This is a genomic window from Vogesella indigofera, assembly GCF_003633895.1.
In the GTDB taxonomy this organism is placed as follows: Bacteria; Pseudomonadota; Gammaproteobacteria; order Burkholderiales; family Chromobacteriaceae; genus Vogesella; species Vogesella indigofera.
Genome location: NZ_RBID01000014.1, coordinates 142,575 through 165,972 on the forward strand (window position 1 = coordinate 142,575; position 23,398 = coordinate 165,972).

Consider the following 23,398-nt stretch of genomic DNA (forward strand, 5'->3'; position numbering starts at 1 on the left):
TTAGTCTTCCAGCAGGCCGTCCAGCTGGTGCTTCTTCAGCAGCGCCGCGTATTCGCCGCTGGCCTTCACCTGGTCGATGGCCTTGTTGAGGCGCTGTTTCAGCTCGCCGTCCTGCTTGCGCAGCGCCACCGCCACGCCTTCGCCGAGGATCTTGTCCTTGCGGCCGTCGAATACCGGGCCGGTAAAGGCAAACGCCTTGCCCGCCGCGGTATCGAGGAAGCCCTTCTGCAGCTGCACGGTGTTGCCGAAGGTGAAGTCGGCGCGGCCGGAAGTCAGCTCCAGCATCGGATCCTGCGCGTTGACATAGCGTTTCACGCTGGCGGCCTTGAAGTACTGGGTCACGTAGCTGTCCTGTGGCGTGCCGGTCTGCACCGCGATCACCTTGTCCTTGAGATCGGCTGTCAGCTGCGTGCCCTTGCGTGCGACAAAGCGGTTCTGCATCAGGTAGTACACCTTGCTGAAGTCCACCACCTGGCGGCGCTTGTCGGTGATGTTCATCGACGACATGATCGCGTCGTACTTCTTCGCCTGCAGGCCGGGGATCAGCCCGTCCCACGGCTGGTTGACCACCTCGCACGGCGTGGCCATCGCCTTGCACAGCGCGTAGGCGAAGTCGACCTCGAAGCCGGCGACCTTGCCGCTGGCGTCGACATACTCGAACGGCGGGTAGGTGGCGTCGGTGGCGATGCGCAGCGGCTCGGCGGCGTGGCTGGCGAACGGGGCCAGCAGGCTGGCAGTCAGGATCAGGTGCTTGAGTTTCATGTTTTCTCCTTGAGACGCTTTGATGGTGCTTATCCAATGAAACGACGGTGTTGCAGCGCCGGCAGGCGGCTGCGCCAGGTCTGTTGCCCGGTGAAATCGAGTGTCGCCAGCGCGATGCCCTCGCCCTCGGCGTGGCAGGCCAGTACCTGCCCCCACGGGTCGACGATCATGCTGTGGCCGAAGGTGCATTTGCCGCCGGGGTGGACGCCGCCCTGGCCGGGCGCCACCACGAAGGCGAGGTTTTCCACCGCGCGGGCGCGCAGCAGTAGTTCCCAGTGCGCGAGGCCGGTGGTGTGGGTGAACGCCGCCGGCGCGGTGATCAGCACCGGGGCCGGCGCCTGGCGGTACAGCTCGGGGAAGCGCAGGTCGTAGCACACCGACAGTCGCGTCGGCCCCCACGGCGTGGCGGCGCTGACGACGGTGTCGCCGGCCTGCATGGTGTCGGCCTCGGCGTAGCGTTCGCGGCCGTCGTCAAAACCGAACAAATGGGTCTTGTCGTAGCGCGCCGCGCACTGCCCCTGCGGGCCGAACAGCAGGCTGCTGTTGCAGAAGCGCCCCGGCTGCGTGCCCGCCAGCGGCAGGGTGCCGGCCAGCAGCCAGACGCCGTGGTGGGCGGCGGCGGCGGCCAACCTTTGCTGCAGCGGACCGGCGCCGAACGGCTCGGCCAGCGCCAGCCGCGCGCGCTCGTCGGCCGGCATCAGGTAGAAGTACTCCGGCAGCGCGACGAACTGCGCGCCCTGCGCCGCGGCGTCGGCCAGCAGCGCCTCGGCCCGTTCAAGGTTGGCCGCAAGGTCGTCGCCGGACACCATCTGGATGGCGGCGGCGGTCAGTGTCTGCATCGTCATGCTCAGCCTCCGATCCGGCACAGGCGCTCGGCGCCGGCGAGCAGGGTGACGTCGTCCTTGGCGAAGGACAGGCGGATCACGCGCTGGTCGGTGCCGTCGCGGTAGAACGCCGACACCGGAATGGTGGCCACGCCGTGCTCGACGATCAGGCGCTGCACGAAGTCGCTGTCGCTCTCGTCCGTCAGGTGGCCGAAGCTGGCCAGCATGAAGAAGCTGCCCTGGCTCGGGATCAGCTTGAGCGGCGAATCCGCCAGCGCCCGGCTCAGCAGGTCGCGCTTGTGCTGATAGAAGTCGGACAGGCCGAGGTAGTGCGCCGGCTCCGCCATCAGCCGCGCCAGCGCGTACTGCATCGGGGTATCGGCGGCGAACATCGCGAACTGGTGCACCTTGCGGATCTCGTCCATCAGCACCCTGGGCGCCAGGCAGTAGCCGACGCGCCAGCCGGTGACGTGGAAGGTCTTGCCAAACGAGGTCACCACCACCGAACGTGCGGCCAACCTGGGGTGGCGACTCATGCTGTGGTGCAGTGCGCCGTCGAACACCACGTGCTCGTATACCTCGTCGGACAGGATGATGATGTTGCTGCCCTCGGTGAGCGCCTCCAGCCGGGCGATGTCGGTGTCAGACAGCACGGTGCCAGTCGGATTGTGCGGGGTGTTGAGCAGGATCATGCGCGTGCGCGGCGTGATGCGGGCGGCGACCTCGTCCCACGGGATGGCGAACTCGGGTGCCGCCAGCTTGATCACCACCGGGGTGGCGCCCTGCAGGGCTATCATCGGGATGTAGCTGTCGAAGGCCGGCTCGAACACGATCACCTCGTCGCCGGGATGCACCAGCGCGGCGATGCTGGAGAACAGCGCCTCGCTGGCGCTGGCCATCACCGTCACCTCGTCGTCGACGTCGTAGCGCTGGCCGTACAGCGTTTCCACCTTGGCGGCGATCGCCTCGCGCAGCAGCGGCAGCCCGCTCATCGGTGCGTACTGGTTGTGGCCGGCCTGCATCGCCTCGTGCGCATAGCGCACCAGATCGGTGCTGCACGGGAAGTTGGGCGCGCCCTGCGACAGGTTGATGGCCTGGTGTTTGGCGGCCAGCTGGCCGATCACGGTGAAGATGGTGGTGCCGACGTGCGGCAGCTTGGAGGGGACGGTGACGGAGTTGTGCATGATCTGTGGGGCCGGTTGTGGTATCTGGCGTCCATTGAACGCCACTGCCCCTTGTGCGACAAACGATTTATCGGCATGTTATGGCTGAGAATTTTTCAGTCATGGAGGCCGCGATGTCGCGCCGCAATCTGCCGCTGTACGCCTTGTCGTTGTTCGAGGCCGCCGCCCGTCACCAGAGCTTCACCCGCGCCGCCGACGAGCTGTGCCTGACCCAGGGCGCGGTCAGCAAGCAGATGGCGCAGCTGGAGGCGCACCTCGGTTACCCGCTGTTCCACCGCTACGCGCGCAGCCTGAAACTGTCGGTGCAGGGCGAGTGCCTGCTCGGTTACGTGCAGCAGGCGCTGGGCCTGCTCGACAAGGGGGTGGCGGAGGCGGCGGCAGCCAGCGCACCGTTGCGGCTGAAGGCGCCCAGCTGCATTGCGCGCTGGTTATTGCAGCAGTTGCGTGCTTTTGCCGACGAAGCGCCGGAGATCAGCGTGCAGCTCAGCGGGGTGCACGCCCACGACATCGACTTCGCCCGCGAGAACTACGACCTGGCCATCGTCTACCGGCCGCTGGCTGCAGTCGGCGAGCGCGGCGTGGTGCTGTTCGCCGAGCGGCTGACGCCGGTGCTGGCGCCGTCGCTGCTGGCACAGGTTGGCCGCAAGCTGGACAGCCCGGCGGCGCTGGCCGCCTATCCGCTGCTGCACCCGTCCGCCGACCGCCGCGACTGGCGGCAATGGCTGCAGGCCAACGGCGAGCGGCAGCCTGCATTGATGAGCGGCACCGTGTTCGACACCCTCGACCAGGCGATGAGTGCGGCATTGCAGGGCTTCGGCGTCACCCTCGGCGACGTCACCCTGCTGGCGGAAGAGCTGAAAAGCGGGCAGGCGATCGCGCCGTTCGCCAGCTGCCTGGACAGCGGCTACGGCTATGTACTGCTGCTGCCGGAACAGGCGCCGGCCGCCGCGGCGCTGCGGCTGCAGCAGTGGTTCCAGCAACGCATCGCGCTGGTGGCCTGAATCCTGATGGGCGCATGGCGCCTGCTCGTGGCCGGCTGACGGCTCAGTGCAGCCAGCGCGCGACCAGCCAGCGGCAGAAGTCCTGCACCATCGGCGCGGTCAGCTGGTGGCCGGCCGGGTAGCGCTGCAGCTGGTGCGGTACGCCCAGCTCGTTCAGCCAGCGTTCGGCTTTTTCTGCCCACGCCAGCGGCAGCTTGTCGTCGAACTCGCCGTGCGAGATGAAGCCGGCCAGCGTCGCCAGGTCCTGCGGCGCGGCCAGCAGCGGTGCGATTTCCGGCAGGATGCGGCCGGCCAGCAGGCCGAAGCCGCTGACCAGCTGCGATGACGTCAGCGCTAGCCCTGCGCTCATGATGCCGCCCTGGCTGAAGCCGGCGATGACCGTCTGCGCCGCGTCCAGCCCGCATTCCGTCTGCAGGCTGGCCACCAGCCGCTGCAGCTGCTGGCGGCTGGCTTCCGCCTGCGCCGGGTTGATCGTCGGCCCTTGTGCGCCAAAGCTGACCTGGAACCAGCCGAACTGGCCGGGACCGAAAGCCAGCGGCGCCTGCACCAGCACCACCCGAACCCGGGCATCCAGCTGTTGCCCGAGCGCGGCCAGCTGTCCCTCGTTGCCGCCCACGCCATGCAATAGCAGCAGCAACAGTTGCGGCGCGGTGGCCGTGTCGGCCTGCAGCACGCGGTAGTGCAGACCGGAGGCGGCATTCTGGCGCAGTGCCGATGGCTGCTGCGAAGAAAGGGGCTGGTGGGGTGGCTGGCTGTGCATTGGCGTTCCTCGGCTAAACGGCGGCGCCATTGCTGGCGGATGACCCCGATTCTGCGGCCGGACTGGCCAGGGATAAACAGCGATGGACGAAACGGATTATTGCCATACAGGAAAGAATCGAACTGCGGCCGAGTGGCTGCCGCGGGGGAGGGGCCGTGTTCATCGCGTGGCCGGTGCTGTCCGGGCGCCGCCGCCGGCTGGTGCTGACCGGCGCGGTGCGGTGGCGGGCAACAAAGAAAAAGGACTTACAGAGTGATCTGTAAGTCCTTGATTTCTTGTGGTGGGCCCTGCGGGGCTCGAACCCGCGACCAAAGGATTATGAGTCCTCTGCTCTAACCAACTGAGCTAAAGGCCCAAACGGCGGCCATTATAGCAGGATATTGGCTTACTGGTTGCCCGGCTCGTTGTCGAGGAAGCTGCGCAGGCGCTCGGAACGGGTCGGGTGGCGCAGCTTGCGCAGCGCCTTGGCTTCGATCTGGCGAATCCGCTCGCGCGTCACGTCAAACTGCTTGCCGACTTCTTCCAGCGTGTGGTCGGTATTCATGTCGATACCGAAACGCATGCGCAGGACCTTGGCTTCACGCGGGGTCAGCGAGTCCAGCACTTCCTTGGTCGCATCGCGCAGGCTGGAGTACATCGCCGCTTCCGCCGGTGCCACGGTCACCGAATCCTCGATGAAGTCGCCCAGATGGGAGTCGTCATCGTCACCAATCGGGGTTTCCATCGAGATCGGCTCTTTGGAAATCTTCATGATCTTGCGGATCTTGTCTTCCGGCATTTCCATCTTCTCTGCCAGTTCGGCCGGGTCGGGTTCGCGACCGGTTTCCTGCAGGATCTGACGGCTGATACGATTCATCTTGTTGATGGTTTCGATCATGTGTACCGGAATGCGGATGGTACGTGCCTGGTCGGCGATGGAGCGGGTAATTGCCTGACGGATCCACCAGGTGGCGTAGGTCGAGAACTTGTAGCCGCGACGGTATTCGAACTTGTCCACCGCCTTCATCAGGCCGATGTTGCCTTCCTGGATCAGGTCGAGGAACTGCAGGCCGCGGTTGGTGTACTTCTTGGCGATGGAGATCACCAGACGCAGGTTGGCCTCGATCATTTCGCGCTTGGCGAGGCGAGCTTTGGTCTCGCCGGACGACATCTGGCGATTGATTTCCTTCAGCTCGTTGATGGTCAGCATCGACAGCGTCTGCAGCTCGGCGATCTTGCTCTGCTTCTCGATGATCGCGTACTTGAAGCGCGACAGCACGTCGGACCAGGGCTTGCCGGCCGCGATTTCGCGCTCGACCCAGTCCAGATTGCACTCGTTGCCCGGGAACTGGCTGACGAAGTGCTTGCGGTCCATGCGCACACGGCTGACACAGATGTCGAGGATTTCGCGTTCCAGCTTGCGGATGTCGTTGACGCTGCTGCGCAGGCTCTCGCACAGGCTCTCGATCTGGCGGGTGGAGAAGCGCACCAGCATGAACTGCGCGGAAATCGCGTCCTGCACCTCGTTGTACTGCTTGCTGCCAAAGCCGTGCTTGGCCAGCGTTTTCAGCAACTGGTCGTAGAGGGTGCGAACTTCGGCGAAGTGGGCCAGTGCCTGCTGCTTCAACTCTTCCAGATTGGCTTCGTTGATGCGTGCCTGGTTGGCTTCTTCGTCCTCTTCGCTTTCTTCCTCTTCATCCTCGTCCAGTTCCTCGTCGGAGGCCGGCTCGGCGAACGGGACTTCTTCGGTGGCTTCTTCGGCGTTCGGGTCGATGATGCCTTCGATGATCTCATCGATGCGCATCTCGCCGGCTTCAACCTTGGCGATCAGGCCGAGTACCTGTGCCACGGAGCCCGGGCATGCCGAGATGGCCTGAATCATGTTCTTCAGGCCTTCTTCGATACGCTTGGCGATGACGATTTCGCCCTCGCGCGTCAGCAGCTCGACCGAACCCATTTCGCGCATGTACATGCGCACCGGGTCGGTGGTGCGGCCGAATTCGGCATCCACGGACGATAGCGCGGCTTCCGCTTCTTCCACCGCGTCTTCATCGGCCACCGCTGGCGTCGAGTCGGACATCAGCAGGGTTTCTGCGTCCGGTGCCTCGTCATAGACCTGGATGCCCAGGCCGCCAATCATGGTGACGATGTTCTCGATCTGCTCGGTGTCGGAGACGTCCTCGGGCAGGTGGTCGTTGATCTCGGCGTAGGTGAGATAGCCACGCTCTTTGCCCAAGGCAATGAGCATACGAAGCCGCTTGCGCTGTTCTTCGATGCTCATTGGCTCGGTTGCCGGTTCGTTATTCTGTTTCTTGATGTCGGGAGAAGCCGCCATTTGGTTTCCTGCTCAAAAAAAGCCGAAAAAAACAATTGATTATATCACAACTCGGTATCACCCGTTGCGGGGGGCCGCGCCGGAGGGCGCCAGCTTCCTTGCAAGCAGGGTACGCAGCAGTTGTAACTCCTCGCTGCTCAGGTGTTCGTAGCCTTTGGCCGACAGGCCGGAGATCAGGTCGTCGTCGTAACGGTCGGTCAGGCGGATAAAGCCCAGCCGGAAGTTTTCGCGGTCGTTCTGATCCGGGTTGGAGAATTCTTCCGGTTCGCGCATGGTGTCCAACAGGACTGAGTCGATCGTGAGCTCGTGTGGGCTGTGCCGGAAAAATTCTGCCAGTCGTGCTGTCGTCAGTTCGCTGTCACTGGCCTGTATTGCTTCCACGATGGCCACCAGGGTGGCCATCTCGTTTTCGTAGGGCCGATTGTCACTTACTAGGACATCGTGCGCCCACGCGGGGTTCATCAATAGCCACTTGATCTGCTTGCGCACCATCGAGCTGCTGCCGGGGCGGTTCGACTGTTCAGGTAGCTGGTAATCGCGTCGCCCCTTGCGCTCCGGACGGCTGTGTCCGGTGAGCATGTCAAATTCGTCGACATCCATGCCGGCCAGTTCGGCCAGCCTCTTTTTAATGATATAGCCCAAGGTGGGGGCGGCAATCTGTTCCAACAGGGGCTTGGCCTGACGGACCAGGTCGGCACGCCCTTCTGGGGTGCTCATGTCGACGCGCGAGGTCAGCTCCTGGGTGAAATACGCCGACAGCGGCACGCTTTGTTCTTTCAGCGCGGCCTCGAAGGCCTCGCGGCCGAACTCGCGGATGTAGCTGTCGGGGTCGTGCTCTTGTGGCAGGAACAGGAAGTGCAGTGCCTTGCCGTCGACCAGCTGCGGCAGGCTGTTTTCCAGCGCCCGCCACGCCGCCTTCTGCCCGGCCTTGTCGCCGTCAAAGCAGAAATAGACGTGGTCGGCGTGGCGCAGCAGCTTGCGCACGTGCTCGCCGGTGGTGGCGGTGCCGAGGGTGGCCACCGCGTACGCCACGCCGTACTGTGCCAGCGCCACCACGTCCATATAGCCTTCCACCACCAGCACGACATTCGCGTCGCGGATGGCCTGGCGCGCCTCGTACAGGCCGTACAGCTCGCGGCCCTTTTCGAACAGCGGCGTTTCCGGCGAGTTCAGGTACTTCGGCGCATTGGGCGCCTTGTCTTTCGACAGGATGCGGCCGCCGAAACCGATGATGCCGCCGCGCTGGTTGCGGATCGGGAACATCACCCGTTCGCGGAAGCGGTCGTAGCGGCGACCGCCGTCCTCGGCATCGATGACCAGCCCGCACTCGGCCAGCACCGGGCTCAGGTATTCGGGAAACACGCTGGCCAGGTTCTGCCGGTTGTCCGGGGCGTAGCCCAGGGCAAAGCGGGCGGCGACTTCGCCGGTCAGGCCGCGGCCCTTCAGGTAGTCGATGGCGACCGGCGCCTGTTTCAGCTGCTGCTTGTAGTAGCGGGCGGCCTGTTCCAGTGCGTCTTCCAGCGACAGCTTCTTCTCGCGCGCCGCGCGACTGGCCTCGGGGTTGGCCGCACGCTCTTCCGGCACCGGCAGGCCGATGCCTTCGGCCAGCATCTTCACCGCGTCGACAAACGGCAGCCCCTGGTACTCCATCACGAAGCCGATGGCGGAGCCGTGCGCGCCGCAGCCGAAGCAGTGGTAGAACTGCTTGCTGGGGCTGACGGTGAAGGACGGCGATTTTTCCTTGTGGAACGGGCAGCAGGCCATGTAGTTCTGGCCGGCCTTTTTCAGCGGGACGTAACGATCCACCACGTCGACGATGTCGACGCGGGACAGCAACTGGTCTATGAAATCCTGCGGGATCATCCGGCGGGGGTCAGCCTGCCAGCTTTGCCTTGATGCGGGCGGAGACGGCGGCCATGTCGGCACGGCCGGCCATGTGCGGCTTCAGCAGCGCCATCACCTTGCCCATGTCCTGCATGCCGGCGGCACCGCTGCTGAGGATGGCGCCTTCGATCATGGTGTCGATCTCGGCCTCGCTCAGCTGCTGCGGCAGGTAGGCCATCAGCACCGCCATTTCCGCCTTTTCCTTGTCGGCCAGGTCCTGGCGCTGGGCGGCTTCGTACTGGCTGATCGAGTCACGGCGCTGTTTCAGCATCTTGTCGACCACAGCGGTGATGGCGGCGTCGTCCAGCTCGATACGCTCGTCGACTTCCTTTTGCTTGATCGCGGCCATCAGCAGGCGGATGGCGGCCAGGCGCTCGGTTTCGCGGGCTTTCATCGCCGATTTCATGTCGTCTTGGATGCGTGCTTTCAGGCTCATGATCGTGTCCGTACTTGAGGGGGAAACGTTGGTCGCATGCGGCCAACGTATAAATGGCAAAACCGCAGGACAGGCCTGCGGTCTTCATGCGTACAACCGGGAAGCTTAGTACAGCTTCGGTGGCAGCATCTGGCTGCGGATGCGCTTGTAGTGGCGCTTAACGGCAGCCGCTTTCTTGCGCTTGCGTTCTGCAGTTGGCTTTTCGTAGAACTCACGAGCACGCAGTTCGGTCAGCAGACCGGTTTTTTCGATCGCGCGCTTGAAGCGACGCATGGCAACTTCGAACGGCTCGTTCTCTTTAACGCGAATATTCGGCATTTAGCGAAGGTCCTTAAAATCTTGGCTTGAGGCGTAAAACCGCCCCGAGGAAAATGAGTATTGTAAACAACGTCGTAGCTTTTGTAAAAGCCTGATGCAGGGCAAAGGGTATTTGTGTGCCTGAATGCATCATCCCTTGCGGGAAGAAATCACCCCCTCGAGTGGCGAAGACGGAGTCGCCGAATAAAAGCGTCGAGGCATGCGGCCCGCCAGATGGGCTTCGCGGCCTGCTTCGACAGCAAGTTTCATTGCCCGTGCCATACGCACGGGGTCTTGTGCTGCGGCGATGGCGGTGTTCATCAACACACCGTCACAGCCTAATTCCATACCGATGGCGGCATCGGATGCGGTGCCGACGCCGGCATCGACCAGAACGGGCACATTGGCCTGTTCGATGATCAGTTGCAGGTTCCACGGATTGAGGATGCCCATGCCGGAGCCGATCAGGCTGGCCAGCGGCATGATGGCGCAGCAGCCGATCTGTTCCAGCTCGCGTGCGGCAATCGGATCATCCGAGGTGTACACCATGACATCGAAACCTTCCTTCACCAGCGTTTCCGCGGCTTTCAGGGTTTCGCGCATATTGGGATACAGATTGTTCGGGTCGCCCAGCACTTCCAGCTTCACCAGGCGGTGGTCGTCCAGCAGTTCGCGCGCCAGGCGCAGCGTGCGCACGGCATCGTCTGCCGAGTAGCAGCCCGCCGTGTTGGGCAGCAGTGTATACCGGTTTTTCGGCAGAAAGTCCAGCAGGTTCGGTTCGCCGGCAGTCTGTCCCAGGTTGACGCGGCGGATGGCGACGGTGACGATTTCGCAGCCGGAGGCATCCAGAGCGTCGGCGGTCTGCTGGAAATCCCGGTATTTGCCGGTGCCTACCAGCAGTCGCGATTGATAGGATTTTCCTGCAATGGTCAGAGCGTCCTGCACGGTATCTTTCTCCTTGGGGTAGGTTAGCCGCCGCCAACGGCAACGACGACTTCCAGCGTGTCGCCATCGCTCAGCCGGGTGTGCGCATGCTGGCTGCGCGGCACGATTTCGCCATTGTGTTCGATGGCGATGCGCTTGCCGCGCAGGGCGAGGGTGTCGATCAGCGCGTCCAGCGTGCCGATCTCGTCAAACTGGCGCATCTCGCCATTGATGATGAGCGTGGTCATGGTTATTGGCGTCGTTCGGCCTGCTGCACGACATTGACCTGCTGGATCGCGGTCAGCACGTTTTCCAGATGGATCAGGTTGTCGACCTGCAGGCGGAAGTGGATGTGGATGAAGCCGTCGCCACCGTGGTTTTCCTGGGTGTCGACCGTTTCGATGTTGGCCGAGGCCTGCGAGATGGCGGCGGCGATTTCGGCCAGCGCACCGCGCTGGTTGTGCGCCAGCACGCTGATGTTGACGCCGAACATGCGATCCTTCTGCGGCTCCCAGTTCACTTCCAGCAGCTTTTCCGGGTCGATGCGCGCGGCATTGCCGCAGCCCTTGCGGTGTACCAGCAGTCCCTGGCCCTTGCTGATCGCGCCGATGATGGCGTCGCCCGGGATCGGGTTGCAGCAGCTGGACAGTTGCACCGCGCCGCCCTCGTTGCCGCGGATGGTGACCGGGCCGACGTCCGGGGTCTGCCCCAGCTGTTCGCCGGACAGCTCGAACAGCTTGCGCGCGATCACGATTGCCAGCTGTTTGCCGGTGCCGATATCGGCCAGCAGGTCGTTGAAGCTGCGCTGGCGTTCGCCCAGCGCGTGCAGCAGGCTGTCTTCCAGCTTCGGCGAGATGTCCAGCGGCGTCGGCGACAGCGCGCTGGCCGCCTGGCGCAGCAGCTTTTCGCCCAGCTGCACCGCATCCTTCTGCTGCAGCGTTTTCAGGTAGTTGCGGATGCCGGAACGGGCGCGGCCGCTCTGCACAAAGTTGAGCCACGACGGGTTGGGCTTGGCCTGGGTCGAAGTGATGATCTCGACGGTGTCGCCGTTGCGCAGCACGGTGCGCAGCGGTACCAGGTTGAAGTTGACGCGGCCGGCGATGCAGCGGTGGCCGATGTCGGTGTGCACCGCGTAGGCAAAGTCGACCGGGGTGGAGCCTTGCGGCAGCACCATGATCTTGCCCTTCGGGGTGAAGACGTAGACTTCGTCCGGGAACAGGTCGATCTTGATGTGTTCTAGGAATTCGATCGCGTCTTCGCTTTCTTCCTGCATGTCGAGGATGCTCTGCAGCCACTGGTGGGTGCGCTGCTTGGCGGCATCAATGCTGGCGTCGCCGGACTTGTACATCCAGTGCGAGGCGACGCCGGCCTCGGCGACGGCGTTCATCTCCTGGGTACGGATCTGCATCTCCACCGGCGTGCCGTAAGGGCCGAACAGGGTGGTGTGCAGGCTCTGGTAGCCGTTGCCCTTGGGGATGGCGATGTAGTCCTTGAACTTGCCGGGGATCGGCTTGTACAGGCTGTGCAGCGCGCCCAGCGTCAGGTAGCAGCTGGCGTTGTCCTTGACCACGATGCGGAAGCCGTAGATGTCGAGCACCTCGGAAAACGACAGGTGCTTTTCCTGCATCTTCTTGTAGATGCTGTACAGGTTCTTCTCGCGGCCCTTGATGGTGGCCTCGATATTGGCCTCGCCCAGTTTCTGGGTGACGGCTTGCAGGATCTTGTTGACCACTTCGCGGCGGTTGCCGCGCGCGGCGCGTACCGCCTTGGACAGCACGCTGTAGCGGTGCGGGTGCAGATGCTTGAACGCCAGGTCCTGCAGCTCGCGATAGACCTTGTTCAGGCCGATGCGGTTGGCGATCGGCGCGTAGATTTCCAGCGTTTCCAGCGCGATGCGCTGGCGCTTGTCCTCGCGCATCGCGTCGAGGGTGCGCATATTGTGCAGCCGGTCGGCGAGCTTGACGATGATGACGCGGATGTCGCGCGCCATCGCCAGCACCATCTTGCGGAAGTTCTCCGCCTGCGCCGATTCCTTGGTCTGGTATTCCAGCCGTTCCAGCTTGGACAGGCCGTCGACCAGGTCGGCGATGGTGCGGCCGAACTTCTCGCTCAGCGTCGGCTTGCTGACGCCGGTGTCTTCCAGCACGTCGTGCATCAGCGCAGCGGCCAAGCCCTGCGCATCGAGGCGCCAGTCGGTGAGCATCGCCGCCACCGCCAGCGGGTGGGTGATGTAGGGCTCGCCGCTCTTGCGGGTCTGGCCTTCGTGCGCCTCGCGCGCGGTGGCGAACGCCTGCCGCAGCAGCTGCACGTCCTCCGGGCGCAGGTACTGGTTGGCCGCGTCGAACAGGGCCGCCGCCTCGGCGTCAACGAGGGCGTTGTAGTCGATGTGTTCGGCGGCGCTGTCCTGGCTCATGTTGCGGCTTACGACTTGTTGCGGGTCAGGATCTCGCGGCCGATGTGGCCGGCGGCGATTTCGCGCAGCGCGACCACGGTCGGCTTGTTGCGGCCCTGTTCCACGAAGGTGGTGGCGCCGGAGGCAACCTGGCGGGCGCGGTAGGATGCGGCCAGGGTCAGGTCAAAGCGGTTCTGGATACGGTCCAGGCAGTCGTCAACAGTAATGCGGGCCATGAATGGGTGTCTCCCTGGTGAGGTGGTGCAAAAAATAATGGGGTTGTGGCAGCGGATCTGCAAGTATCAGGCCGGCGTCTGCATCGCGGCAATCGCTGCCTGATGGTGACGGCATTGCCGCTCGCCGCGCAAGCGCTGGCTGCGGATGACACTGATCAGGTCGAGGCGCGCCTGTTCGAAATCGTCGTTGACGATCAGGTAGTCGTACTCGGCGACCTGATCGATCTCGGCACGCGCTTCGGACAGGCGGCGGGCGATGACCTCCTCGCTGTCGGTGGCGCGGCCGCGCAGGCGGGCTTCCAGTACCGCGATCGACGGCGGCAGGATGAACACCGATACCGCGTCCGGGAACACCTCGCGCACCTGGCGCGCGCCCTGCCAGTCGATCTCCAGCAGGATGTCGCGGCCTGCGGCCAACCTTTCGCGCAGCCAGCGCTTGCTGGTGCCGTAGTAGTTGCCGTAGACCTCGGCGTACTCGAGGAAATCACCGGTGGCGATCATGTTTTCGAACGTGGCGCGATCGCTAAAGTGGTAGTGCTTGCCGTTTTCTTCACCCTGGCGCGGGGCGCGGGTGGTATAGGACACGGAGAGTTCGACACTGGGCTCAGCTTGCAGCAGCGCGCTGACCAGCGAGGTTTTGCCGGCTCCGGACGGGGCGACCACGATGAAAATCGTGCCGTTTGTTTGCGACATGAGGCTTCCTGCCAACGATCGGAAATAATATTTCAGGATACCACAAGGGGCATTGTTGGTTAAGTGCCGCGCAGCCGTGTATCTCGCCGAGCGTGAAACAACCGTTTCAGTTAAAATCGCGCGTTTTGTCAGAAACTTATCTGCGTAATTTGAGGGAGAACAAGATGCTGCTGGAAAGCTTTTTCAAGCTGAAAGAGCACGGCACCGACGTGAGAACGGAGGTCATCGCCGGCTTTACCACCTTCCTGACCATGGCCTACATCGTCATCGTCAACCCGGCGATTTTGTCGCTCACCGGCATGGATTTCAATGCCGTCTTCGTGGCCACCTGCCTTGCGGCGGCGCTGGGCACCGGCATCATGGCGCTGGTCGCCAACTACCCGATCGCGCTGGCGCCGGGCATGGGCCTGAATGCCTACTTCACCTTCACCGTGGTGCAGGGCATGGGCGTGCCGTGGCAGGCGGCGCTGGGCGCGGTGTTCATCTCCGGCATCGTGTTCCTGGCGGTGAGCCTGTTCAAGGTGCGTGAGGCGATCGTCAACGCCATTCCGCAGTCGCTGAAGTTCGCCATTTCCGCCGGTGTCGGGCTGTTCCTCGCCATCATCGCGCTGAAGAATGCCGGTGTGGTGGCCGATCATCCGGCTACGCTGGTGACGCTGGGCAACCTGCACGACCCGAAAGTGCTGCTCGCCATCCTCGGCTTCTTCATCATCGTGGCGCTGGAATACCGCCGCGTGCCGGGCTCCATCATCATCGGTATCCTGGCGGTGACGGTGCTGTCGGTGACACTGGGGCTGTCCAATTTCGAAGGCCTGTTCGCGCCGGTGCCGAGCATGGCGCCGACCTTCATGCAGATGGATCTGGAGGGGGCGCTGTCCGCCGGTCTGCTGGGCGTGATCTTCGTGTTCTTCTTTGTCGACCTGTTCGACACCACCGGCACCCTGGTCGGCGTGTCGCACCGTGCCGGCCTGCTGGACAAGGATGGCAAGCTGCCGCGGCTGAAGCGCGCGCTGATGGCCGACTCGATCGCCATTACCGCCGGCGCGGCGATGGGCACCTCGTCGACCACCGCCTATATTGAATCTGCAGCCGGCACCGCCGTCGGTGGCCGTACCGGCCTCACCGCGCTGGTGGTGGCGATCCTGTTCCTCGCCTGCCTGTGGATCTCGCCACTGGCCAAGACGGTGCCGGCCTACGCCACCGCGCCGGCGCTGTGCTACGTCGCGGTGCTGATGACGCGCGGCCTGGCCGAGATCGACTGGGACGACCTGACCGAATCGGCGCCGGCGGTGATGACCGCGGTGGCGATGCCGTTCACCTTCTCCATTGCCGACGGCATCGCCTTCGGTTTCATCAGCTACGCCGTGATCAAGATCCTGGCCGGCCGCTTTGCCGACCTGAAGCCGGCGGTGCTGGTGATTGCCGGACTGTGGGTCGTGAAACTGGCATTCTTCCACTAAGGCATTGAATTGATGGAAAACCTGAGCAACCTGGATTACTCCCGCTACCTGAAGGGCTGGATCCGCACCGTACCGAACTGGCCGAGCGAAGGGGTGATGTTCCGCGACATCACGCCGCTGCTGCAGAATCCGAAAACCTTCCGCATGCTGATCGACATCTTCGTGCACCGCTACATGGGCGAGCGCATCGACATGGTGGCTGGGCTGGACGCGCGCGGCTTCATCATCGGCTCGGTGCTGGCCTACGAGCTGAATGTCGGCTTCGTGCCGATCCGCAAGAAGGGCAAGCTGCCGTTCACCACCGTGGCCGAGGAGTACGAGCTGGAGTACGGCAACGCCACGGTGGAGATGCATACCGACGCGGTGAAGCCGGGCGACCGCGTGGTGCTGATCGACGACCTGATCGCCACCGGCGGCACCATGATGGCCGGCTACAAGCTGCTGCAGCGTCTCGGCGCGGAAGTGGTCGAGACCGCCGGCATCATCGAGCTGCCGGAGCTGGGCGGCGGCGAGCTGATGCGCGAGCTGAACATTCCGCTGTTCACGGTGTGCTCGTTCGACGGCCACTGAGCGCCGTGTGAGCTGACACGACAACCGGCAGTGCCCCGCGGGCCTGCCGGTTTTTTCATGGCCAAGGTTGGCCGCAACGGCTTGCGGCCAACCTTGGCGTACGATTACAGCTTGAAGCGCTCGATGCGCTGCTGCAGCTCGTCCGCCAGCTGGCGCAGCTGCCCGGTGGCGCGGGTGGCGTGCAGCACCGACTGGTCGGTGCCGTCGATCATGTCGTGGATCTGCGCCACATTGCGCGCGATGTCGTGGCTGGCGCTGGACTGCTGGGCGGTGGCGCTGGCGATGCCGGCCACGGTGCGCATCACCTGCTGATTGTGGTGGTGGATGCCGGAGATGGCGGCGGCGGCGCGTTCCGCCTGCTGCACCCCGGTTTCCACCTGGCGGATGGCGGCGTTCATGCTGTCGTTGGCATTGCGGGTCTCGTCCTGCACCTGGCGGATGCTGGCGGCAATTTCCACGGTGGCGCCGGCGCTGCGCTCGGCCAGCTTGCGCACCTCGTCGGCAACCACGGCAAAGCCGCGCCCCTGTTCGCCAGCGCGGGCGGCCTCAATCGCCGCATTCAGCGCCAGCAGGTTGGTCTGCTCGGCGATGTCCCTGATCACCTGCACCACGTGACTGATCTGGCCGGAGCGCTGTTCCAGCCCGGCCAGAACACCGCTGAGCTGGCGGATGGTGTCGGCGATGCGCGAGATCCCGCTGGCGGTGGCGTGCACGCTGTCGGCGACCTGTTCCGCCTCCTGGCCGGCCTCGCGCACGCTGCCTTCGGCGACGCGGGCGGAGTCGGCGATGTGGCTGATGCTGACCGACAGCTGCTCGATGGCGGCGGCGGTGGCGGTGGCGGCCACCGCCTGCTGCTGCGAGCGGGTGCTGATGTCGCCGGTTTCGCCGGCCAGTGCCTGGGTGGCGTGGTGCACGGCGCCGACCCGTTCGCGCACTTCCAGTAGCATCTGCCGCAGCGACTGGCTGAAGCGGTTGAAGGCGCCGGCGGAGGCGCCGATCTCGTCGCGGCCGCGGATCGCCAGCTCGCGGGTGAGGTCGCCGTCGCCGGTGGCCAGTGCACTCAGCGCCTGCTGCAGCCGCGTCAGCGGGGTGGTCAGCCGCCGCAGCAGCGCACCGAGCACCAGCAGGATCAGCAGCAGCGCGCCGAGGCTGAACAGAATGGTGTCGCGGGTGGCGGCGCGGCTGTCGGCCAGCGCACGCTCCAGCGGAATCGAGATGCGCACCGCCCACGCGTTGCGGATGTTGCCGACGCGCATCGGCTCGATGTAGTGCAGCACCTGCGTGTCGTCGATGTACTGCAGGCTGGCGCCGCTGTGGATCGCGCGCCGCGCCGCCGCCGGCAGCCCCGGGTCCGCCTTGCCGACCAGCGCCTTGTTGCCGGCACCGAGCACCATGCCCTTGCTGGAGTAGATGGTCATGAAGCCGCTGCCGTAGGGCCGGATCGCGGCGGCGACCGCCTGCAGCTGTGCCAGGCTGAAGTCGATGCCGGCGACGCCGAGAAAGCGGCCGTTATCGAGGATGGGGTAGGACAGCGTCGCCATCAGCACCTTGATGTCGTGATCCTCGTACGGCTCGGTCAGCACCGGCTGCAGGCTGTGCTTCGGGCCGTCGTAGTACTCGCTGCCGTCGGTGTCCTCCGAGCCCCACACCACGTCCTCCTGACCGCCCTTGCGGAACCAGTAGCTGCCGGCGCGGCCGCTGGCGCCGTTTTCCGGCTGCCCGGCCAGCTCACTGTCGCGGCCGTCCAGTGCGTTCGGCTCCCAGCCGAGGAACACGCCGATGGCCTGCGGATTGGTCTGCATCAGCAGGCGGGTGTGGGCGCTGGCCAGGGCTCGGGCGTTGGCCGGCGCGCCGCGCTTGAGCACCAGCGCGTAGGCGGCGAGGTCCTTGGCGGTGGTGTAGGCGCCTTCCAGGCGCTGGTTGAGCTTGGCGGCCTCGTTGGCGGCCAGCAGCCGGGTGGCGGCCAGTACGTGCTGTTCCGCCTGTTGCGCGGAGAGGTGGGCGTTGACGCCGATGATCAGGCTGAAGCCGCCGAGAACGAGCAGGCCGGTGCCGACCAGCAGCTTGGCCTTGATGGTGTCGAACATGATCTTCCTTGTCGCTGCAGCGTGGTTGTGGTGGTGCGGGTCGGCTGATGATAGGCGGCGGCAGGGCGGAAGATAAAGCGACGGGTGTTTAATATTTTAAATTAATGTATGGTAAATGACGTTTGTGCAACAGTTTTGTTAAACAGAGATGGCCATAAAAAACCGCCGTGGCTGCGGTTGCAGTCACGGCGGTGGTGTGGCTGTTTAAGATTTAGCTCGCGACGCGGGTGATGTTGGCACCGACGGCATTGAGCTTGGCTTCGATGTGCTCGTAGCCGCGATCCAGATGGTAGATGCGGTCGACGATGGTCTCGCCCTCGGCGGCGAGGCCGGCGATCACCAGGCTGGCGGAGGCGCGCAGGTCGGTGGCCATCACGGTGGCGCCGGACAGTTTTTCCACGCCCTTGACGATGGCGGTATTGCCTTCCACTTCGATGTTGGCACCCATGCGGTTCAGCTCCGGCACGTGCATGAAGCGGTTTTCGAAGATGGTCTCGGTCATCACCGCCGCACCGTCGGCGATGGTGTTCAGTGTCATCATCTGCGCCTGCATGTCGGTCGGGAATGCCGGATGCGGCAGGGTGCGCACGTTGACCGCTTTCGGACGGCGCTTCATGTCCAGCGAGATCCAGTCGTCGCCGCACTCGATCACGGCGCCGGTTTCGGTCAGCTTGTCGAGGATCACGTCCATGCTGCGCGGTGCGGCATTGCGCAGCACCACGTGGCCCTGGGTCATGGCACCGGCGACGAGGAAGGTGCCGGCTTCGATGCGGTCCGGCATGATCGCGTGTTCTGCGCCATGCAGGCGCTCGACGCCTTCGATGATCAGCTTGTCGCTACCGATGCCCTGGATCTTGGCACCCATCGCCACCAGGCAGTGGGCGAGGTCGACCACTTCCGGCTCGCGCGCGGCGTTTTCCAGGATGGTGGTGCCTTCGGCCAGTACCGCGGCCATCATCAGGTTTTCGGTGCCGCCGACGGTGACCATGTCCATCACGATGTGGGCGCCGCGCAGTTTCTTGGCGCGCGCCTTGACGTAGCCGTGCTCGATGGAGATCTCGGCGCCCATGGCAACCATGCCCTTGATGTGCTGTTCCACCGGGCGCGAGCCGATGGCGCAGCCGCCTGGCAGCGACACGGTGGCCTCGCCGAAGCGGGCCAGCGTCGGGCCCAGCACCAGGATGGACGCACGCATGGTTTTCACCAGGTCGTACGGCGCCACCAGGGTGTCGAGGCTGGCGGCGGTGATCTCGAACTCGTGCACGTTGTCGGTCATCACGCGTACGCCCATGCCCTGTAGCAGCTTTTGCGTGGTGGCCACGTCGCGCAGCATCGGCACATTGGTGAGCTTCAGCGTGTCGGCGGTCAGCAGGCCGGCGCACAGGATAGGCAGGGCGGCGTTCTTGGCGCCGGAAACACGGATTTCACCGTTGAGCGGGCCGTTGCCGCCTTGAATGACCAGTTTTTCCATTTTCGTGATTTAGCCTTGTTGCTGCGCCCATTCTTCCGGGCTGAGTGTCTTCATTCCCAATGCATGAATCTCGGCGCGCATGCGGTCGCCGAGGGCCTGGTACACCAACTGGTGGCGCTGGACGCGATTGCGGCCGGAGAATTCCGCGCTGACGATCACGGCGTTGAAGTGGGTGCCGTCATCGCCCTGCACGTCAATGTAGTCACAGGGAAGTCCGGCGAGAATGACTTCCTTGATATAGTCTGCACTTACCATCATGGTTCCTGTCTTTTGTTGTAATGGCGCGGCACGCAAGGTGCCGCTGCTCAATGGCGAAGCTTGTAGCCGCTGGCGATCAGCCGCATCACCCACAGCGACAGCGCGACGAAACAGCCGCCGACTACCGCCAGCGACAGCCACGGCGAGACGTCGGCCTGGCCGAAGAAACCGTAGCGGAAGCCGTCGATCATGTAGAACACCGGGTTGAGGTGGGAGACGCTGCGCCATAGCGGCGGCAGGCTGTTGATAGAGTAGAACACGCCGGACAAGAACGTCAGCGGCATGATCAGGAAGTTCTGGAACGCGGCCAGCTGGTCGAACTTGTCGGCCCAGATGCCGGCCATGATGCCCAGCGCGCCGAGCACGCCGCAGCCGAGCACGGCAAAGGCCAGCAGCCACAGCGGCTGTGCCGGCAGGCTGAGGCCGAACCAGGCGGTGACCAGCAGCACGCCGCAGCCGACCACCAGCCCGCGCACGATGGACGCCAGCAGGTAGGCGCCGAAGAACGCCGGCGCGCTGATCGGCGGCAGCAGCAAGAACACGATGTTGCCGGTGATCTTGGACTGGATCAGGCTGGACGAGCTGTTGGCGAACGCATTCTGCGCCATCGACATCATCGCCAGGCCAGGGATCAGGAACGCGGTGTAGCTGACGCCGGGATAGGCCTCGACGTGCTGCGACAGCACGTGCGAGAAGATCATCTGGTACAGCAGCGCGGTCAGCACCGGCGCCATCACCGTCTGGAAGCCGACCTTCCAGAAGCGCAGGATTTCCTTCTTGAACAGGGTCAGAAAGCCATACATCAGAGTTGTCCCCCGTGCATCAGCTTGACGAAGACCTGCTCCAGATCGGTTTCGTGCACCGACAGTTCGCGTACTTCCACTGCGGCCAACCTCAGTTCGCTCAATACCTGCTCCAGTTTGGCAATGTCCGGCAGCGCCAGGATGTGGCGGCCGTCCTGCTGGCGTAGGCTCAGCGGCTGCAGGCTGGCCGGCAACGGCCCCGACAGCTGCAGCGACACTTCGCGCGCCGCGCTGCGCGACAGCAGGGTGTCCTTGTTTTCCAGCGCGATCAGCCGGCCTTTTTTCATCATCGCGATGCGGCTGCACAGCGCTTCGGCTTCTTCCAGATAGTGGGTGGTCAGCACGATGGTGTGGCCGGCGGCGTTGAGTTCCTTCACGAACGCCCACAGGCTCTGGCGCAGTTCGACGTCGACGCCGGCGGTTGGTTCATCCAGCACGATCACCGGCGGGCGGTGCACCAGCGCCTGCGCCACCATCACCCGCCGTTTCATGCCGCCGGACAGCGCGCGCATGTTGACGTTGGCCTTGTCGGTCAGCCCCAGCTTGTGCAGCAGTTCGTCGATCCAGGCATCGTTGTGGCGGATGCCGAAATAGCCGGACTGGAAGGTCAGCGTCTCGCGCACGGTGAAGAACGGATCGAACACCAGTTCCTGCGGCACCACCCCCAGTTTCATGCGCGCGGCGCGCGACTCGGCAACCACGTCGTGACCCATGATGCGGATCTGGCCGCTGTCGGCGCGCGACAGGCCGGCCATGGCGGAAATCAGCGTGGTCTTGCCGGCGCCGTTGGGGCCGAGCAGGGCGAAGAACTCGCCGTGTTCTACAGTGAAGCTGATGTGATCCAGTGCCTGCAGCGACGCGAAGCGTTTGCTGACAGCATCGATGCTGATGGCGTGAGTCATGACAGAAGGGCGGAAGGCGTAAAGACGCGGAGTATAACGCTATTCAGCAGCGCATGGCAGGGGTTGCAGCCAGCAGCGCTCCTTGAAAATGCCTTCAAAATAAGGGCTTAACAGCGCGGATAGATTATTGTGAATGGTGCGGTCGTCCTGTGCCAGCAACCAGCTGTGGATCAGGCCGCCGTACAGGCTGTGCAGGCCGATGGCGGCCAGCTTGGGATCGACATCGGCACGCAGCAATTGCTGCTCCTGCGCACAGTGCAGCACCTGCTGCAGCTTGGCCTGTTTTTCCTGGGTCCAGCTGATCTGCTCCAGCAGCAACGGCGCCATTTCGCCGACCTGTTCGCAGCCGAGATGGTGGATGCCGCAGATGCGGCGGATACGCGGATTGTCGTGCAGCAGGGCGAACATGGAATGACCGTGCAGCCACAGCCGCGTCGCCGGGTTGATGCTGCTGTCGAGCAGGCGCGCGTCGAGGATTTCCAGCTCCGGAATGATGCGGTCGCACAGCGCGTTGAACAGGTCGAGCTTGTTGGAAAAGTGCCAGTAGATCGCGCCGCGGGTCAGCCCGGCGGCGGCGGCGATGTCGGCAAGCGAGGTCGCGGCGACACCTTTTTCCCAGAACACCTGTTCGGCGGTATCCAGCAGCAGGTGACGGGTTTGCTCGGCTTCTTCTCTAGTCTTGCGTGCCATGTTCTCGAAAGGGTTATTCAACGCGGCGTAAGGATAGCGTTAAAGCCACCGCTGCGCTGGTTGATTTGTTTACATACATACACGAATGTATGTATTTTGGCGCAAATTTGCCGCATTGTCTGTACCGGAATTCAGAAACGCGTCCTGGCAAGCGGCTGTCCAGCACGATTGCATGCTATATAGCCGGTTGGCATTTTTTGACCGGCACGCAGCGCGCAGACAGCTGTTGCCAATGTACGACGCACACATCAAGGAGATCTCTGGTGAGTTCTTTCAATAATCATAAATGGACGCTGGCGCTGTTGCCGCTGGCAGTGATGCTGACCGCTTGCGGGCAGCAGGGCGAGCAGGCTGCCGGTCACGGGGCGATGCCGCCGATGCCGGTCAGCGTGGTGAAGATGGCCGCCGCCGATGTGCCGGTGGTCACCGAGTACGTCGGCCAGGCGGTCGGCTCGCGCGAGGTGGAAGTGCGCGCTCGCGTCTCCGGCATCCTGCAGAAGCGTGCCTACACCGAGGGTGCCAGCGTGCGCGCCGGTGACGTGCTGTTCCAGCTCGACGCCGCCCCGTACCAGGCGGCACTGGAGCAGGCGGAGGCGACGCTGAAGCTGGAAGAAGCCAAGCTGATCCGCGCGCAGCAGGACCACGACCGCGTGCTGCCGCTGTTCAAGGAAAACGCTGTCAGCCAGAAGGACCGCGATGACGCGGTGGCCGCGCTGGCCAGCGCCAAGGCCTCGGTCGCCGCCGCCCGCGCCGCGATGAAGTCGGCGCAGATCAACCTCGGCTACACCCGCGTCACCGCGCCGATTTCCGGCGTGACCAGTGCCGAGGCGCGTTCCGAGGGCAGTCTGGTGCAGCCGGGCGATGCCGGTCTGCTGACCAAGATCTCGCAGCTGGACCCGATCTACGTCAAGTTCTCGCTGTCCGACAACGACGTACTGAAGAACCAGCAACTGGCAGCCAGCGGCAAGCTGCGCCAGCCGGAAGGCGGCCGCTACATCGTGTCGCTGAAATTGCCGGACGGCAGCACCTACGGCCGTGAAGGCCGCATCAACTTTGCCGACCGCGTCATCGACCCGACCACCGGCACCTCGGCGGCGCGCGCCAGCTTCGTCAATCCGGAAGGCACCGTGCGTGCCGGCCAGTTCGTGCGCGTCGAGCTGAAGGGCGCGGTGCGCCTCAATGCGCTGGTGGTGCCGCAGAAGGCGGTGTTGACCTCGCAGCAGGGCAAGATGGTGTGGGTGGTCGGCAAGGACAATACCGTCGAGGCCCGTCCGCTGCAGATCAGCGACAGCGCCAATAACGGCTTCATCGTCGAGAGCGGGCTGAAGGCCGGCGACCTGGTGATTACCGACAACCTGATCAAGCTGCGTCCGGGTGCCAAGGTGGTGCCGCAGGCGGCTGCGGCCAACGTTGCCGCCCCGGCAGCGGCCCAAGGCTAAGGCGAGGAATA

General features: G+C 64.3%; 23 protein-coding genes and 1 tRNA gene. 4 read left to right on the top strand and 20 right to left on the bottom strand.

The genetic code is table 11. The annotated features are described in order from the left end of the window. Genes C8E02_RS08805 through C8E02_RS08815 form a run of 3 tightly spaced genes read right to left on the bottom strand, consistent with a single transcriptional unit; the run spans position 1 to position 2,770 of the window. Positions 1-762 carry a transporter substrate-binding domain-containing protein gene (locus C8E02_RS08805; RefSeq protein ID WP_047967793.1) on the bottom strand — a complete coding sequence of 254 codons (762 nt, stop codon included), beginning with the start codon at positions 760-762 and terminating at the stop codon, positions 1-3. 29 nt (positions 763-791) lie between these two features. Further along, positions 792-1,601, bottom strand: a complete 810-nt coding sequence (locus C8E02_RS08810; RefSeq protein WP_120810650.1) for a carbon-nitrogen hydrolase family protein — start codon at positions 1,599-1,601, stop codon at positions 792-794. Positions 1,602-1,609: 8 nt separating this feature from the next. Further along, a complete protein-coding gene (locus C8E02_RS08815; protein WP_120810493.1) occupies positions 1,610-2,770 on the bottom strand; it encodes a methionine aminotransferase in 1,161 nt (386 codons plus the stop codon). Between the two features lie 113 nt (positions 2,771-2,883). On the opposite strand from C8E02_RS08815, the gene C8E02_RS08820 reads away from it, so the two are divergent. After that, the gene (locus C8E02_RS08820) at positions 2,884-3,771 is read left to right on the top strand and encodes a LysR substrate-binding domain-containing protein (protein WP_170152130.1); all 888 of its coding nucleotides are present in this window, start codon (positions 2,884-2,886) and stop codon (positions 3,769-3,771) included. A gap of 43 nt (positions 3,772-3,814) precedes the next feature. Here the strand turns inward: C8E02_RS08820 and C8E02_RS08825 are convergent, their stop codons facing one another. From C8E02_RS08825 to gmk, 11 genes are all read right to left on the bottom strand, one after another. Beyond that, positions 3,815-4,531 carry an alpha/beta hydrolase gene (locus tag C8E02_RS08825; protein ID WP_120810495.1) on the bottom strand — a complete coding sequence of 239 codons (717 nt, stop codon included), beginning with the start codon at positions 4,529-4,531 and terminating at the stop codon, positions 3,815-3,817. A gap of 278 nt (positions 4,532-4,809) precedes the next feature. Beyond that, positions 4,810-4,886 (bottom strand) — tRNA-Ile (locus C8E02_RS08830). A 30-nt stretch (positions 4,887-4,916) separates the two neighbouring features. Further along, positions 4,917-6,845, bottom strand: a complete 1,929-nt coding sequence (gene rpoD, locus C8E02_RS08835; protein ID WP_047967789.1) for an RNA polymerase sigma factor RpoD — start codon at positions 6,843-6,845, stop codon at positions 4,917-4,919. 57 nt (positions 6,846-6,902) lie between these two features. After that, complete coding sequence (gene dnaG / locus C8E02_RS08840; RefSeq protein WP_120810496.1) at positions 6,903-8,708, bottom strand: DNA primase; 1,806 nt, start codon at positions 8,706-8,708, stop codon at positions 6,903-6,905. A gap of 10 nt (positions 8,709-8,718) precedes the next feature. Next, positions 8,719-9,165, bottom strand: a complete 447-nt coding sequence (locus C8E02_RS08845) for a GatB/YqeY domain-containing protein (protein WP_047967787.1) — start codon at positions 9,163-9,165, stop codon at positions 8,719-8,721. 105 nt (positions 9,166-9,270) lie between these two features. Further along, positions 9,271-9,483 (bottom strand): 30S ribosomal protein S21, encoded by a 213-nt coding sequence (gene rpsU / locus C8E02_RS08850; RefSeq protein WP_047967786.1) that lies wholly within the window; start codon positions 9,481-9,483, stop codon positions 9,271-9,273. A 129-nt stretch (positions 9,484-9,612) separates the two neighbouring features. Then, positions 9,613-10,407, bottom strand: a complete 795-nt coding sequence (locus tag C8E02_RS08855; RefSeq protein ID WP_047967785.1) for a thiazole synthase — start codon at positions 10,405-10,407, stop codon at positions 9,613-9,615. A 23-nt stretch (positions 10,408-10,430) separates the two neighbouring features. Next, positions 10,431-10,634, bottom strand: a complete 204-nt coding sequence (thiS, locus tag C8E02_RS08860; protein ID WP_120810497.1) for a sulfur carrier protein ThiS — start codon at positions 10,632-10,634, stop codon at positions 10,431-10,433. A gap of 2 nt (positions 10,635-10,636) precedes the next feature. After that, positions 10,637-12,799 (bottom strand): RelA/SpoT family protein, encoded by a 2,163-nt coding sequence (locus C8E02_RS08865; RefSeq protein ID WP_047967783.1) that lies wholly within the window; start codon positions 12,797-12,799, stop codon positions 10,637-10,639. An 8-nt stretch (positions 12,800-12,807) separates the two neighbouring features. Further along, positions 12,808-13,014 (bottom strand): DNA-directed RNA polymerase subunit omega, encoded by a 207-nt coding sequence (rpoZ, locus tag C8E02_RS08870; RefSeq protein WP_047967782.1) that lies wholly within the window; start codon positions 13,012-13,014, stop codon positions 12,808-12,810. Positions 13,015-13,080: 66 nt separating this feature from the next. Continuing rightward, entirely contained in the window at positions 13,081-13,707 is a 627-nt protein-coding gene (gene gmk / locus C8E02_RS08875) for a guanylate kinase (protein ID WP_047967781.1), read from the bottom strand. Between the two features lie 164 nt (positions 13,708-13,871). Between gmk and C8E02_RS08880 the strand changes: the two genes are divergently transcribed. Both C8E02_RS08880 and C8E02_RS08885 read left to right on the top strand, forming a co-directional pair. Further along, a complete protein-coding gene (locus C8E02_RS08880) occupies positions 13,872-15,167 on the top strand; it encodes an NCS2 family permease (protein WP_047967780.1) in 1,296 nt (431 codons plus the stop codon). A gap of 12 nt (positions 15,168-15,179) precedes the next feature. Beyond that, positions 15,180-15,737 (top strand): adenine phosphoribosyltransferase, encoded by a 558-nt coding sequence (locus C8E02_RS08885; protein WP_047967779.1) that lies wholly within the window; start codon positions 15,180-15,182, stop codon positions 15,735-15,737. A 104-nt stretch (positions 15,738-15,841) separates the two neighbouring features. Here C8E02_RS08885 and C8E02_RS08890 read toward each other — a convergent pair whose 3' ends face one another. From C8E02_RS08890 to C8E02_RS08915, 6 genes are all read right to left on the bottom strand, one after another. Next, positions 15,842-17,824, bottom strand: coding sequence for a methyl-accepting chemotaxis protein (locus tag C8E02_RS08890; RefSeq protein WP_120810498.1), 1,983 nt, complete (start codon positions 17,822-17,824; stop codon positions 15,842-15,844). A gap of 211 nt (positions 17,825-18,035) precedes the next feature. Further along, on the bottom strand, positions 18,036-19,295 hold the full coding sequence (gene murA, locus C8E02_RS08895) for a UDP-N-acetylglucosamine 1-carboxyvinyltransferase (protein WP_120810499.1): 1,260 nt from the start codon (positions 19,293-19,295) through the stop codon (positions 18,036-18,038). Between the two features lie 9 nt (positions 19,296-19,304). Beyond that, positions 19,305-19,553 carry a BolA family protein gene (locus C8E02_RS08900; RefSeq protein WP_245961109.1) on the bottom strand — a complete coding sequence of 83 codons (249 nt, stop codon included), beginning with the start codon at positions 19,551-19,553 and terminating at the stop codon, positions 19,305-19,307. 47 nt (positions 19,554-19,600) lie between these two features. Then, positions 19,601-20,356, bottom strand: coding sequence for an ABC transporter permease (locus C8E02_RS08905; protein ID WP_120810500.1), 756 nt, complete (start codon positions 20,354-20,356; stop codon positions 19,601-19,603). After that, positions 20,356-21,258 carry an ABC transporter ATP-binding protein gene (locus C8E02_RS08910; RefSeq protein WP_120810501.1) on the bottom strand — a complete coding sequence of 301 codons (903 nt, stop codon included), beginning with the start codon at positions 21,256-21,258 and terminating at the stop codon, positions 20,356-20,358. Before C8E02_RS08910 ends, C8E02_RS08905 begins: the two co-directional genes overlap by 1 nt. A 39-nt stretch (positions 21,259-21,297) precedes the next feature. Next, on the bottom strand, positions 21,298-21,948 hold the full coding sequence (locus C8E02_RS08915) for a TetR family transcriptional regulator (RefSeq protein WP_047967774.1): 651 nt from the start codon (positions 21,946-21,948) through the stop codon (positions 21,298-21,300). 263 nt (positions 21,949-22,211) lie between these two features. Here C8E02_RS08915 and C8E02_RS08925 point away from each other — a divergent pair, with 263 nt between their 5' ends. Next, complete coding sequence (locus tag C8E02_RS08925) at positions 22,212-23,387, top strand: efflux RND transporter periplasmic adaptor subunit (protein WP_245961110.1); 1,176 nt, start codon at positions 22,212-22,214, stop codon at positions 23,385-23,387. Positions 23,388-23,398: the final 11 nt, after the last annotated feature.

Excerpts from the sequence above, each read along its gene's own strand:
- C8E02_RS08805 (WP_047967793.1), bottom strand. The coding sequence starts at position 762 with ATGAAACTCAAGCACCTGATCCTGACTGCCAGCCTGCTGGCCCCGTTC.
- C8E02_RS08810 (WP_120810650.1), bottom strand. The coding sequence starts at position 1,601 with ATGCAGACACTGACCGCCGCCGCCATCCAGATGGTGTCCGGCGACGAC.
- C8E02_RS08815 (WP_120810493.1), bottom strand. The coding sequence starts at position 2,770 with ATGCACAACTCCGTCACCGTCCCCTCCAAGCTGCCGCACGTCGGCACC.
- C8E02_RS08820 (WP_170152130.1), top strand. The coding sequence starts at position 2,884 with ATGTCGCGCCGCAATCTGCCGCTGTACGCCTTGTCGTTGTTCGAGGCC.
- C8E02_RS08825 (WP_120810495.1), bottom strand. The coding sequence starts at position 4,531 with ATGCACAGCCAGCCACCCCACCAGCCCCTTTCTTCGCAGCAGCCATCG.
- rpoD (WP_047967789.1), bottom strand. The coding sequence starts at position 6,845 with ATGGCGGCTTCTCCCGACATCAAGAAACAGAATAACGAACCGGCAACC.
- dnaG (WP_120810496.1), bottom strand. The coding sequence starts at position 8,708 with ATGATCCCGCAGGATTTCATAGACCAGTTGCTGTCCCGCGTCGACATC.
- C8E02_RS08845 (WP_047967787.1), bottom strand. The coding sequence starts at position 9,165 with ATGAGCCTGAAAGCACGCATCCAAGACGACATGAAATCGGCGATGAAA.
- rpsU (WP_047967786.1), bottom strand. The coding sequence starts at position 9,483 with ATGCCGAATATTCGCGTTAAAGAGAACGAGCCGTTCGAAGTTGCCATG.
- thiS (WP_120810497.1), bottom strand. The coding sequence starts at position 10,634 with ATGACCACGCTCATCATCAATGGCGAGATGCGCCAGTTTGACGAGATC.
- C8E02_RS08865 (WP_047967783.1), bottom strand. The coding sequence starts at position 12,799 with ATGAGCCAGGACAGCGCCGCCGAACACATCGACTACAACGCCCTCGTT.
- rpoZ (WP_047967782.1), bottom strand. The coding sequence starts at position 13,014 with ATGGCCCGCATTACTGTTGACGACTGCCTGGACCGTATCCAGAACCGC.
- gmk (WP_047967781.1), bottom strand. The coding sequence starts at position 13,707 with ATGTCGCAAACAAACGGCACGATTTTCATCGTGGTCGCCCCGTCCGGA.
- C8E02_RS08880 (WP_047967780.1), top strand. The coding sequence starts at position 13,872 with ATGCTGCTGGAAAGCTTTTTCAAGCTGAAAGAGCACGGCACCGACGTG.
- C8E02_RS08885 (WP_047967779.1), top strand. The coding sequence starts at position 15,180 with ATGGAAAACCTGAGCAACCTGGATTACTCCCGCTACCTGAAGGGCTGG.
- C8E02_RS08890 (WP_120810498.1), bottom strand. The coding sequence starts at position 17,824 with ATGTTCGACACCATCAAGGCCAAGCTGCTGGTCGGCACCGGCCTGCTC.
- murA (WP_120810499.1), bottom strand. The coding sequence starts at position 19,295 with ATGGAAAAACTGGTCATTCAAGGCGGCAACGGCCCGCTCAACGGTGAA.
- C8E02_RS08900 (WP_245961109.1), bottom strand. The coding sequence starts at position 19,553 with ATGATGGTAAGTGCAGACTATATCAAGGAAGTCATTCTCGCCGGACTT.
- C8E02_RS08905 (WP_120810500.1), bottom strand. The coding sequence starts at position 20,356 with ATGTATGGCTTTCTGACCCTGTTCAAGAAGGAAATCCTGCGCTTCTGG.
- C8E02_RS08910 (WP_120810501.1), bottom strand. The coding sequence starts at position 21,258 with ATGACTCACGCCATCAGCATCGATGCTGTCAGCAAACGCTTCGCGTCG.
- C8E02_RS08915 (WP_047967774.1), bottom strand. The coding sequence starts at position 21,948 with ATGGCACGCAAGACTAGAGAAGAAGCCGAGCAAACCCGTCACCTGCTG.